Source organism: Actinosynnema sp. NPDC059335, from assembly GCF_042752395.1.
Classification (GTDB): Bacteria; Actinomycetota; Actinomycetes; order Mycobacteriales; family Pseudonocardiaceae; genus Actinosynnema.
Map to the genome: position 1 here is coordinate 21,732 of NZ_JBHYXZ010000097.1, position 12,138 is coordinate 33,869.

Below are 12,138 nucleotides of genomic sequence, written 5' to 3' on the forward strand. Positions count from 1 at the left end.
CGACCAATGCTCACGTTGCGGGGCCGGCGGCGGAATCCCTTGGGTCAGGCCAACTGCACGAGTTCCAGGTACTCCTGGGACCAGTGGTCCTCCGTGCCGTCGGGCAGCAGGATCACCCGCTCGGGCTCAAGCGCCTCGACCGCGCCGGGGTCGTGCGTGACCAGGACGACCGCGCCCTCGTAGCGGCGCAGCGCGTCGAGCACCTGCTCGCGGCTGGCCGGGTCGAGGTTGTTCGTCGGCTCGTCCAGCAGCAGCACGTTCGCCGCGCTCGACACGAGGCCGGCCAGCGCGAGCCGGGTCTTCTCGCCGCCGGACAGCGTGCCCGCGGGCTGGTCGAGCTGCTCGCCGCTGAACAGGAACGTGCCCAGCAGCGAGCGCAGCTGCTGTTCGGGCACGTCGGGCGCGGCGTGGCGGATGTTCTGCCAGACCGTGGCCTGGTGGTCGAGGGTCTCGTGCTCCTGGGCGAAGTAGCCGAGCTTGAGGCCGTGGCCCTTGACCACCTCGCCGCTGTCGGGCCGTTCCATGGAGCCGATGAGCCGCAGCAGGGTGGTCTTGCCCGCGCCGTTCAGCCCGAGGATGACCACGCGCGACCCGCGGTCGATGGCCAGGTCGACGCCGGTGAAGACCTCCAGCGAGCCGTAGGACTTGCTCAGGCCCTCGGCGGTCAGCGGTGTCTTGCCGCACGGGGCGGGCTGCGGGAAGCGGATCTTGGCGACCTTGTCGGCCTGGCGGGTGTCCTCCAGGCCGGCCAGCAGCTTCTCGGCGCGGCGGGCCATGTTCTGCGCGGCGACGGCCTTGGTCGCCTTCGCGCGCATCTTGTCGGCCTGCGCCATGAGCGCGCCGGCCTTCTTCTCCGCGTTGGCGCGTTCGCGGCGGCGGCGCTTCTCGTCCGCGGCCCGGGCTTCGAGGTACTTCTTCCAGCCCATGTTGTAGATGTCGACCTCGCCGCGGGTGGCGTCGAGGAACCACACCTTGTTCACGACGTCGTCCAGCAGCTCGACGTCGTGGCTGATCACGACCAGGCCGCCCTCGTGGGACTTGAGGAACCCGCGCAGCCACGCGATCGAGTCGGCGTCGAGGTGGTTGGTCGGCTCGTCGATCAGCAGGATGGTGCTGGACTTGGTGCCGACGCCGCCCTCGGAGGCGGCGAACAGGATGCGGGCCAGCTCGACGCGGCGGCGCTGACCGCCGGACAGCGTGCGCAGCGGCTGGGCGAGCACGCGGTCGGCCAGGCCGAGGTTGGCGCAGATGCGGGCGGCTTCGCTCTCGGCGGCGTACCCGCCCAGGGCGGCGAACCGCTCTTCGAGGCGGCCATACTTGCGGACGGCGGTCTGCAGCTCGTCGTCGTCCACCAGCTCGGCCATCGTGGACTGCATCTTCTCCATGTCGCGGAGCAGCTGGTCCAGGCCGCGGGCGGACAGGACGCGGTCCTTGGCGATGACCGACAGGTCGCCTTCGCGGGGGTCCTGCGGCAGGTAGCCCAGCTCGCCGGTGCGACGCACGTCGCCCGCGTACGGCTGGCCTTCGCCGGCGAGGACGCGCAGGGAGGTGGTCTTGCCGGCGCCGTTGCGGCCGACGAGGCCGATGCGGTCGCCCGGTTGGACGCGCAGGGTGGCGCCGGACAGCAGGACGCGCGAGCCCGCGCGCAACTCGAGATCGGTTGCGGTGATCAAGTTTTACTCCGGGGATGTGGTCGTGCGAGGTCGACGGCGCGGCTGGCGCGGGACCTACTCGATCAGAACGACCACGTGCCCAGTCTACGGGGTGCGCGCCACCGGATTAGCCCGGTGTGTCCACCGGCATAGATTGCCGCTATGACTTCGGACTTCACGGGCAGGGCGGCCCTGGTCACGGGCGCCAGTCGGGGCATCGGGCACGGCATCGCGCTGGAGCTGCTGTCGCGCGGCGCGTCGGTGACCATCACGTCGCGCAAGGCGGAGGCGGTGACGGCGGCGGCCGAGTCGCTCGCCGCCACGGCGGGCGTCTCACCCGATCGTGTGCTGGCGGTGCCGGGGAACGCGGGCAGCGCCGAGGACCGGGCGCGGGCCGTCGAGGAGACGGTGGCGCGGTTCGGCCGGCTGGACGTGCTGGTGAACAACACCGGCATCAACCCGGTGTTCGGGGCGTTGGTGGACGCGGACCTGGACGCGGTGCGGAAGATCTTCGACGTCAACGTGGTGGCCGCGCTGGGGTTCGTGCAGTTGGCGTGGAAGGCGTGGATGGCCGAGCACGGCGGCGCAGTGGTGAACATCGCGTCGGTGGGCGGGCTGCGGTCGACCGGGGTGATCGGGGCGTACGGGGCGAGCAAGGCGGCGTTGATCCGGTTGACGGAGGAGCTGGCCTGGCAGCTCGGGCCGAAGGTGCGGGTGAACGCGGTGGCGCCGGCGGTGGTGAAGACGCGGTTCGCGGAGGCGCTCTACACCGGGCGCGAGGAGGAGGCGGCGGCGTTGTACCCGATGAAGCGGCTCGGGTCGCCGGAGGACGTGGCGCGGTTGGTCGCGTTCCTGGCGTCGGACGCGGCGGGGTGGATCACCGGGGAGACGGTGCGGGTGGACGGCGGGCTGCTGGCGACCGGCAGCCTGGGTTAGGCCCGTGGCCCAGCTGTGGCGTGGCCGGATGGCGACGGCGGCGACGTCGATGGTGCCCCGGTAGCGGACGGCGGGTTCGTCGGCCCGGGCGGCCGCCGCCCGCTGCCGCGCGAACAGGCGCCTTCCACCGGATGCCGTCGATGAGCTGCCGATCGCTCCACTTCGGCGGACGACCCGGCCTGCGCCCGACGGGCACGAGCGGTCGCAGCAGCGCCCCCTGCGCGTCGGTCGGGTCGTGCCGCTGCACCGGCCACGAGGTCTCCGGTGTCGGGTTTGCCCGGTCGCCAACCTGCGTTCCGGGCACCGACACGCCGCCCGTCACCTCACCGGTGAAGCACGACCTGGGCACGCCGGGCCGAGGGTGTCGCGGGACGGGGACCGGCGCGGTTCACCCGACCCGCTCGGACCGCACCGGGATCCCGCGCGCGGAGACCGGACGACCGCCGCGTTCCGGACCACGTGCGGGCGTTCCGCCAGGCCGCGGGCGTCACCGTGCGTCGGGTGCCGACCGACAACGGCTACCGCCACCGCTCGCACCCGTGGGATCCCGCCGGTGGTCGCGGGAGAGGCCGGGCGCGGTCGGCAGGGCCTGTGGCCCGGGGGGAGGTCACAGGCGGGTGGTTTGTGGCGGGCCGGCGGTCACGGTGGTCGTCCTGGTCCACGTCGGGGAGTCCGGGCTCGTGGTGATGTGCTCGGGTAAGGGGGTGGTCGAGGTCGGTGTCGGTGGCACGGTCGTCGAGGACCTCTCCGGCTGCGTGGCGGGGGTCGTCGTGGCCGGGCGGCTGGTGGAGCTGCCCGGCCCCGGGGGGACGGCCGGGTCGTTGTCGGAGCCGTGCGAGGGCTGGTTGAGGGCGAACGCGATCACCACCGCGACCACCGCGGTGCCGGTGCCGGTCGCGGCCACGGCGTAGGTCCTGCGACGTTTCCGCACGCCGACGCCCCGGTGGACGATGTCCATCGCACCGAACGTGCGCGGCACGGGTTGGGTGTTCAGTTCCTCGAACATCTTCTTCAGCTCATCCTCGAGCACCGCGCGTCACCTCCTCCCACAACGGGCCGAACGCCGGTCCCAGCCTCTGCCGCAGCGCCTTGAGGCCGCGGTTCGTGTTGCTCTTCACCGTGCCCACCGAGCAGCGGAGGGCGGCGGCCGTCTCCTCCACTCCCAGGTCGTGCCAGTACCGCAGCACGAGCGTCGCCCGCTGCTTGGCCGGCACGGCGCTCAACGCCTGCCACACCACCAGCCTGTCCTCGCTCAACGAGTCCTCCGCCGGCACCTCCGGCACGACGTCGGTGAGCTTCTCCCGTTTCCACCGGGCCCGGCGGCGTTCGGCGAGGAACGTGCGCACCACGATCTGCCGGAGGTAGGCGTCCAACCCGTCGCGCCGCGCCAGCCGCGGCCCGGCCAGGTAGAGCTTGAGGAACGCGGACTGCACCACGTCTTCGGCCTCGTGGTGGTTGCCGCACAACAGGAACGCGGTGAAGCGCATCGAGTCGGCGCACCGGTCGAAGAAGTGGGTGAACTCCGCGTCCCAGTTCACGCCGTCAGCGCTCCGCGGACACCGTCGTGGGGGTGGGCAGCGGCGGCGATGTCGCCGGGAACGACGCCCCGGGCGACGTGGTCCACGCGGTGGTCGCCGGCGGGCTGGTGGTGGGCCGGTCGCCGCCGGGGCTCGTGGTCACCGTGGGGCGCGGGGTCACCTCGATCGATGTGGGCGACGGCGTGACCTCGACCGACGTGGGCCGCGGCGTGACCTCGACCGACGTGGGCGTCGGGGTCACCGCGACCGGCGACGTCGTCACCGTCGAGGTGGTGGCCGGCGGCGTGGTGGACACGGGCGCCTCGTCGCCCCCGCCGGACGCCAACGCGGTCCCGGCCACGGCGATGCCGCCGAGCACGACGGCACCCGCCGCCAGCACGAGTCGTTTGCGCAGCAAGACTGCTCCTCGGGTTCGGGGACCACCGCGGTTCGGGGGTTCCTCACCCCTATCCATGCGGTCGGGGCGGTCGGGGGTTGTCACGAATTCCCGGCCGGTTCCCGGACCACGACCTCCACCGCCCGCGCCCGCAGCGCCGCCTCCTCCAGCACCGCCCGCCGCGGCTCCGGCACGTCCAACACGCGCGGTGACGCGAGCGCGAACACCTCCGCCAGCCGGCGGTCGTCCCGCAGGGCGTCCAACGCCTGGCGGTCGCCTCCGAGCACGACGGCGTCCAGCGAGCCGACCCGGGGGGCCAGCACCCGGGCCGCGTCGTCCGCCGCGGCCCGCAGGGCGACCCGCGCCTGCCCCTCCCGACGCCGCGCGAACCGCTGCTGCGACCACCCGCCCGCCTTGTTGCGCCCGTGCACCTGCCGGCTGTCCGTGGCCGACACGAGCACCACGCCGTCCCGCGCCACCCCGACGCTGTGCCCGCCGAGCCGCACCAGCAGCAACCCCACCACCCGGGACGCGGACGCGTGCGCCAGCAGGCCGTCGAGGACCAGGCCGTCGAACACGCCCGGGGAGCCGAACGCGCCGAACGCGGCCGCCACCGAGGCCGTCGCGCCGTCCGCCGCCGTGACCAGGACCCGGTCCGGCGTCACGGACGTCGAGGTCACGCCGCCGTGCCGGGCGGCGAACCGGGAGAACCACCCGTCCAGGCGTTCCGGGGCGACCTCCACCGCCCGTCCGCCGCCGGCGACCGGGCGGACCCTGCTCATGCCACCGCGACCCAGACCGGCAGCGGGTGGCCGCACTCGGCGGGCGCGAGCCGCTGCACCGCCCCGAACCCGGCGTCGGTCAGCGCGGCGGCCACCTGCTCGGGCGACAGCACCCGGTGCCGGGTGGACACGGTGTTGGCCACCTCCCACGTCTCCGCGCCGCGCACGAGCCGCACGACCTCCAGGGCGTAGGACTCGCCGTCGGCCGCCCAGTCCCACAGCTGCACGGTCACCTGCCGGTCGGGTCCGCGCCCGGACACCTTCGGCGGCGGCGCGGTGGGCCGCAGCGGTCCGAGCTTGTCCAGCTCGGGGACGGCGGCGACGAACAGGCCGCCGGGCCGCAGCGCCTCCCGGGCGAGCCGCAGCGCCTGGTCGAGCGCGTTCTCGTGGGCCAGGCGGGGCAGCAGGTCGTCGCCCGCGCGGACGACGTCGACCGGCGGGCCGCCGTGGTGCCGCGCGACGTCGAGCAGGTCGAGCACCGCGTGGGGGCCCGCGCCGAGCACGGCGGCGGCGACCCCGGTCAGCGGGTCCTCCGGCAGGGGCACGAGGTCCTGGGCGGCCGTCACCGGGCACACAGTAGGCCCAACGGATCACCGCACGCCAACGGCCCGTGGCCGGCGGGGCGAACGGGATCGGCCGAACGGGCACCGCCCGTACCAGGACCGAAGGGGCCGACGCCAGGACACCGAAGCGGCCGTTGCACAATGTTACCGGCGGGTTTACAAAGGGAAGAGCACGGATGTTCATCACTTGACAGAACGATGCCCATCCCAGTGAACTCGTAACCCGTACGGCCCAACCAATGACTCCGCTCGGAAGGCACCAACGCCCTGCGTTGGCGGGTAGGGTCACTGGGGCGTGATCTCATGACAGCGGGGAGTCACAATGACCAACGCTGCCGGTCGACCCAACCTGTCCGTCGACGAACTCGACTCGACGGGCCACGGCAGTCTTGCGCAGCTTCTCACCACGGGACCGTTCCCGGAGGCGCTGAGAGCGGCGATCAAAGCGAGCAGGCTGAGCCTCGACCGCATCCAGCACCGGCTCGCGCTGCGCGGGGTCACCATCAGCGTCGCGACGCTGAGCTACTGGCAGTCCGGCAGGCGCCGGCCCGAGCGGCCCGAGTCGCTGGAGGCGCTGCGCCACCTGGAGACCGTGCTGGGCGTGCCGCAGGCGGGCCTGTCCGCGCTGCTCGGCCCGCCGCGGCCCCGGGGCAGGCGGTCCCGGCCGACCACCATGATGCCGATCGACGCGCTGTGGGCGCGCCGCGAGCGGGTGGCGAACCTGCTCACCCAGGTGGACACGTCGTCGGACGTCAAGCTGGGCCGGATCAGCCAGCACGACCGGATCGAGATCGCCGCGGACGGCGGTCAGCGCTCGGTGTGGGTGCGGCAGATCCTGCGCGCGGAGCAGGACGGCCCGGACCGCTGGGCGCTGGTGTTCGAGACTGAGCAGGCGAACGTGCTGCCGCAGGTGGTGAACCTGCGCAACTGCCACCTCGGCCGCGTGGTCGAGGACACCGAGGCCAACATCATGGCCGCCGAGATGATGTTCGACCGGCCCCTGACCAGGGGCGAGACCATCATCATGGAGTACGAGCTGCTGTTCGCCGAGGGGCACTACCCGGCGGGCAACAACACGTTCGCCCGCAAGTTCCGGCTGCCGGTGCGCGAGTACGTGATCGAGGTGCGGTTCGACCAGTCGAACCTGCCCGCCCGCTGCCAGCAGTTCAGCGTGCCCGCCGGTGACGACACCCCGTCGCGGCGCCGCAACCTGGCCCTGGACGCGGCCGGTGGCGTGCACGCCGTGGCGCTCGGGTTCGGGCCCGGCGTGTTCGGCATCCGCTGGGAGTGGCCGAAGTAACACGGACGGGAAAGGGCCCCGGGAGCGTGCTCCCGGGGCCCTTTCCCGTCACTCAGACGTAACCGTTGATCTTCAGCGAGACCGAGCGGATCGAGCCGCGGTCGGACGCGGCCGTGTCCACGACCTTGAACGTCCACGTGCCGTCGACCGGCTCGGCGAGCAGCGCGCCCAGCGCGGTGGTGGGCCGCCACGTGCCGGTGAACGGCGCGAGGTTGCTGGTCACCGACGAGAACGGCTGCGCGGCGGAGTCGTCGAACACGACCTGGCACAGGTTGTTGCCGCTGGAGCCGTTGCGCTGGAACACCGTCGCCGTGGCGCCGGACGGCGAGGTCAGCGTGCCGACCAGGTCGCCGACGAACGTGTGGTCGATGCCGACGCCCGTCGCGCCGATGTCGGCGCTGCAGGTGCCGCCGTCGACGGTGAACACGATCTTCGAGCCGCGGCCGACGCCGCTGACCGGGATCTGCACCGAGGCGCCGGTGGCGTCGTTGTCCGGGATGGCCACGACCGGCCCGGTGTAGGCGAACGTCTTCGCGTCGCGGGACGGCTCGCCGACGTTCAGCGCGAACGATGCGGTCGTCGGCGACGTCGACCCGGCGAACGTCACCCGCGCGTCCAGCCGCACCGCCGAGCCCACACCCGCGGACGCGGGCACGGTCACCTTGAACGTGTTGGTCACCGTCTGGCCGACCTCGACGTTGCCGTAGTACTTCGACCGCGGCGCGATCGTCACGCCCGCGGTGGGCGTGGTGAGCACGACGCTGGTCGACGCGGCGGTGCCGTCACCGGAGTTGACCACCGGCACGGTGACCGTCGCCGTGGTGCCCGGCTTGAGGTACTGGCTGCCGTCGGCGTCGTTGACCACGGACGGCTTCGCCGCCTTCGCCAGCGGCTGCGGCGACGCGCCGGTGTAGGCCAGCACCAGGTCGGCGCGCACGACGCCCGCCCCGGTCCGGTTGTCCGTGCCCGCCTCGGCGATGTCGATCGCGGTGGCGGTCAACGCCTGCCGCACCTCGGCGGGCGACAGGCCGGGGTTGCCGGACAGCACCAGGCCCGCGATGGCGGCGGCGTTCGGCGCGGACGCCGACGTGCCGAAGAACGGGTTGAACCCGGCCACGCTGGTCTGCACGCCGTCCGCGGCGGTCACGTCGGGCTTCTGCCGCACCTCCGGGCTCGGGGTGCCGTCGGGCGCGAAGAACACCCGGCGCGGGCCGTCGGAGGTGAACCGCTCCGGCTTCTGGGTGCCGTCGAACGCGTTCGGGAACGGGCCGCGCGGGTTGGCCGGGTCGCCCGGCTCCAGGTCGAACGGCAGCGGGTTGTTCGCCGGGGCCGCCGCGACGCTGATCGCGCCCTTGGCCGCGGAGTGGCCGCGGGTCACGCCGGGCGTCGCGAACTTCTTCAGCCCGTCCGCGGAGTCCTTGAAGCGGCCGCCCAGGGCGGACAGCGCCAGGTACTTGTCCTCGCCGCGGAACTTCACCACGGCCAACCGCAGGCCGGACGCGCTCGCGGGCGTGGTCAGCCGCTCGTACGGGTCCTGGGTGCCGTCCTGCACGCCCTGGCTGAACGCCACCACGTTGCCCTGCGAGTTCGTCAGGTACAGGTCGTAGTCGTTGAACGACGAGGCCAGCGGGTCGGACCAGAACAGCGTCACGGGCACGTTGCCGGAGCTGTCGGACAGCGGGTTGAACACCTGCTTGGCGTTCGGCGCGGGGTCGAAGTCGTGGGCGGTGCCGGCGAACTTGCCGATGCCGACGCCGGAGTCGACGAACTGGCCCTCCCAGTGGCCGGACGTGCCGTCGGCGACGTTGCCCTCGTTGCCGGCGGAGGAGAAGAACAGCGCGCCGTCCGCGGCGACCGCGTCCACGGCCCGCGCGATCACGCCGTCCTGGAACGGCGACTCGTTGAAGTACAGGATGTCGTCCACGATCACGTCGCAGCCGAGCTGGAAGCGCAGGGCGCGGATGTTGTCGGCGAAGCTCGCGTCGCCGTTGATCGCGGTGGCGAAGCCGAGGCTCGCGTTCGGCGCGATGTCGTGGAGGATCTCCAGCATCGCGGTGCCCTCGTTGCCGGAGCCCTCCTGACCGGGGAGGACCTCGACGCCCGCGGGCAGCTCGCCGGCGGCCTGCGAGGTGGCCAGCGAGTCGACGCCGTCGGACAGCGCGCACAGCTTCACACCGGTGCCGGTGACGCGGAACTGGTCACGGGCGGTGTCGGCGGCGTGCGCCCGGTCGCCTTCGCCGGTCCGCACGGCCTGCGGCCCGACCAGGGCCTCCAGGGTGCGGGCCTCGATCTCGCGGGCCTTGTCCTCCTTGGAGGGCGCGGGATCGGCCTTGCGGTCCTGCTTGTTGAACGTCTTGTACTCGACCGCGGTCTCCACGCGACGCACGTCGCCGCGGGCGGAGAGGCTGGTCAGCGCGTTGAGCGGCAGCTGCGCGCGGACCGTCCCGCCCTCGGTGGACACCGAGCGGATGCCGCCGCCCGCGGCCTTCACGGCCGAGACCAGCTCATCGGTGACCTTGACCGCGCGGATGTCCACGAGAACGGTGTTTCCGCTGTGGACCGCGACCCCCGTCTGCAGCGCGGGGAGCCGGTTGAACGTGGTGGCGCTCGACCGGCGGCGCTGCTCGACCACGAGCGCGCTGTCCACCTTGGACTCGGCCGCGGTGAGCGACTTCTTGATGTCCTGCAACGCCGCGATCTGCGCGGCGGTCCTCTCCTCGACGCCCTTGGACGCCTTGGTCGGGTCGGCGGTGGCGGGCGACGTGACGCCCACCGTCAGCAGCACGGCGGCCCCCGCCGCGATCAGCGCGTTTCTTCGTGAACGACGTTCCGGTGAGCGCACAGGCGTCTCCCCCAGCTCGTGCGTGCCCCCGACGCACGCGACCTGCGATCGGATGTCTCCGACCGAGGGGTCAACGTATTGCGCACGGCCAAGTACCGTCTGCCACCGTTCGGCCTACTTCTCAGACCGTGAATCCATCACATTTCACAGTACAAAAGCATCTGTCCACAGCTGACCGGTCCGCCCGGACAGCGCGTCGAGCAGCGCCGCGGCCTGGTTGTCGGTCAGCGAGGCGATGAAGTCGACCACCGCCCGGCCACGGGCCAGCGCCCGGACGGCATCCGGCCCGGACGGTGTCTCCCCCGTGGCCCCGACCAGCACGGACGGGTCCGTCCGGGCCAGCGTCGCGTACTCCTCGCCCGCCAACTCGACCAGGTCGTGCAGCCGCCGCGGCAGCCGGTTCGCCTCGTGCCGGTCGGTGACCCACTGCTCCAGCGCCTCGACCAGCGCGGTGAGCAGCCGCGCCTGGCCGCGCTGGTGCAGCGCCAGGTCGGGGCGTTGCAGCACGAACCGGCGGTGCACGAACTTCAGCACCTGCACCTCGTGCCACTGCGGCACGGCCAGCACCACGTGCCCGGACCGGGTCGTCGGCTCCTCGACGACGCCCACCGAGTCCACCAGGCGACGCGTCCACCGCGCCGAGAACCCGGCGACGGCCTGCTCCGCCTCCACCGAGCCGTCGAACGGTACCGCCAGCAGGCCGTCCACCAGCTCGGCGCGCACCTTCGCCACCGCGTGCGCGAACGCGTCGTCGTCCACCGCCCACGAGTCCTTCGCGTGCAGCCGGCGGCGCAGCGCCTCCAGCGAACGGCCCGGCCGGCGTTCCTGGGCGGCCAGGTCGGCCGCGCTCAGCCCCGCCAGCTCCACCGCCCGGTCCAGCCACGTGTTCAGCTCGGCCGACACCGTCGCGTGCTGGAGCACGCCCACGCGGTGGAAGTCCTCCAGGTCGTGGATGGCGTAGGCGATGTCGTCCGCGGTGTCCATGACCGACGCCTCGACCGTCTGCTGCCACGGCTCCACCCGGCCCGCGTAGCACGCGCGGGCCTGCTCCACGTCCTCCAGCTCGGTGACGTAGGCGGAGAACTTGCTGGAACCGGTGCCCGGCGCGTCCACCGGTTCGGCCGCGCCGCGCGGCGGGGCGGGCAGGTCCCGCGGGTGCGGGGTCGGGTACGACAGGCGCGTCCACGGGTACTTCAGCATCGCCGCGCGCACCGCCACCGTCAGGTCGAGCCCGACCGCCGCCGGGCCGCGCACGTCCGTGGTCGTGACGATGCGGAACGACTGCGCGTTGCCCTCGAACCCGTCGGACAACCCGAACCGGTGCCGGGCCAGGCGGTCGAGCACCTCCTCGCCGAGGTGCCCGAACGGCGGGTGCCCGAGGTCGTGCGCCAACGACGCCGCCTCCACCACGTCCGGGTCGCAGCCGCCGAGCTTGTCCAGCAGGCTCGCCAGGTCGGCCCGCGCGGTGAGCCGCTCGGCGATCGCCCGCGCCGCCTGCGCCACCTTCAGGCTGTGCGTGAGCCGGTTGTGCACCAGCAGGCCCGAGCCGGTCGAGCTGACGACCTGCGTGACGCCGCCGAGCCGGGCGAAGAACGGCGAACTCGCCACGCGGTCCCGGTCGATCCGGAACGGGCTCGTGGCCAGGTCGGCCTGGACGGCGGCGTCCCCGCCGGAGCGGCGCAGGGTGCGGAGGTCGTCGGGGTCGTGGCGCATGGACGAGAACTTAGTCGCGGCCGAACGGCACACGCGCGGCGCTACCGTTGACCGGGCGGAGGGAGGCCGGCTTGGGGCGCGAGGAGCCGCGGCACCGGAACGCGTTCGTCGGTTCCGGCGAGTGGTTCGTCCAGGCGCGGGACGTGTCCGGCGGCATCCACTTCCACCCGCTGCTGCCGGGGCAGCCCGAGCTGCTTCGTGATCGTGACCAGCCGCGACTCGCTCCAGGCGCTGCGGGTCCGCTACCACGCCCTCTGCGCCGACCGTTCACCTGCGTCGGCTCGGGTCAGAACTGAAAAAGCCTTCAGGGGCACCCGGTCGATCGGGTGCCCCTGAAGGCGAAGAATGCTCGGCGGCGTCCTACTCTCCCACACCCTCACGAGTGCAGTACCATCGGCGCTGGAAGGCTTAACTACCGGGTTCGGAATGGGACCGG

General features: G+C 73.0%; 10 protein-coding genes and 1 rRNA gene. 2 read left to right on the forward strand and 9 right to left on the reverse strand.

Going from position 1 to position 12,138, the window contains the following annotated elements; all coding sequences use genetic code 11:
- Positions 1–44: 44 nt before the first annotated feature.
- Positions 45–1,673 (reverse strand): ABC-F family ATP-binding cassette domain-containing protein, encoded by a 1,629-nt coding sequence (locus ACFXGA_RS26595; RefSeq protein ID WP_378092265.1) that lies wholly within the window; start codon positions 1,671–1,673, stop codon positions 45–47.
- A 141-nt stretch (positions 1,674–1,814) separates the two neighbouring features.
- Between ACFXGA_RS26595 and ACFXGA_RS26600 the strand changes: the two genes are divergently transcribed.
- Positions 1,815–2,588: an SDR family oxidoreductase gene (locus ACFXGA_RS26600; RefSeq protein WP_378092267.1), complete on the forward strand. Its 774-nt coding sequence runs from the start codon at positions 1,815–1,817 to the stop codon at positions 2,586–2,588.
- Between the two features lie 607 nt (positions 2,589–3,195).
- Here the strand turns inward: ACFXGA_RS26600 and ACFXGA_RS26605 are convergent.
- The 5 genes from ACFXGA_RS26605 to ACFXGA_RS26625 form a co-directional block, all read right to left on the reverse strand.
- The gene (locus ACFXGA_RS26605) at positions 3,196–3,618 is read right to left on the reverse strand and encodes a hypothetical protein (RefSeq protein WP_378092269.1); all 423 of its coding nucleotides are present in this window, start codon (positions 3,616–3,618) and stop codon (positions 3,196–3,198) included.
- Complete coding sequence (locus ACFXGA_RS26610) at positions 3,605–4,126, reverse strand: SigE family RNA polymerase sigma factor (RefSeq protein WP_378092271.1); 522 nt, start codon at positions 4,124–4,126, stop codon at positions 3,605–3,607. The genes ACFXGA_RS26605 and ACFXGA_RS26610 overlap by 14 nt, the downstream gene beginning before the upstream one ends.
- A gap of 4 nt (positions 4,127–4,130) precedes the next feature.
- Entirely contained in the window at positions 4,131–4,523 is a 393-nt protein-coding gene (locus ACFXGA_RS26615; RefSeq protein ID WP_378092273.1) for a hypothetical protein, read from the reverse strand.
- 80 nt (positions 4,524–4,603) lie between these two features.
- A complete protein-coding gene (locus ACFXGA_RS26620; RefSeq protein ID WP_378092275.1) occupies positions 4,604–5,284 on the reverse strand; it encodes an acVLRF1 family peptidyl-tRNA hydrolase in 681 nt (226 codons plus the stop codon).
- Positions 5,281–5,850 (reverse strand): hypothetical protein, encoded by a 570-nt coding sequence (locus ACFXGA_RS26625; RefSeq protein WP_378092277.1) that lies wholly within the window; start codon positions 5,848–5,850, stop codon positions 5,281–5,283. The genes ACFXGA_RS26620 and ACFXGA_RS26625 overlap by 4 nt, the downstream gene beginning before the upstream one ends.
- Before the next feature lie 319 nt (positions 5,851–6,169).
- Between ACFXGA_RS26625 and ACFXGA_RS26630 the strand changes: the two genes are divergently transcribed.
- A complete protein-coding gene (locus ACFXGA_RS26630) occupies positions 6,170–7,147 on the forward strand; it encodes a hypothetical protein (RefSeq protein ID WP_378092279.1) in 978 nt (325 codons plus the stop codon).
- A gap of 52 nt (positions 7,148–7,199) precedes the next feature.
- Here ACFXGA_RS26630 and ACFXGA_RS26635 read toward each other — a convergent pair whose 3' ends face one another.
- The 3 genes from ACFXGA_RS26635 to rrf form a co-directional block, all read right to left on the reverse strand.
- Positions 7,200–9,989, reverse strand: a complete 2,790-nt coding sequence (locus ACFXGA_RS26635) for a S8 family serine peptidase (protein WP_378092281.1) — start codon at positions 9,987–9,989, stop codon at positions 7,200–7,202.
- Between the two features lie 144 nt (positions 9,990–10,133).
- Positions 10,134–11,702 carry a deoxyguanosinetriphosphate triphosphohydrolase family protein gene (locus ACFXGA_RS26640; RefSeq protein WP_378092283.1) on the reverse strand — a complete coding sequence of 523 codons (1,569 nt, stop codon included), beginning with the start codon at positions 11,700–11,702 and terminating at the stop codon, positions 10,134–10,136.
- A gap of 347 nt (positions 11,703–12,049) precedes the next feature.
- Positions 12,050–12,138, reverse strand: a 5S ribosomal RNA gene (gene rrf / locus ACFXGA_RS26645); the annotation flags it as partial.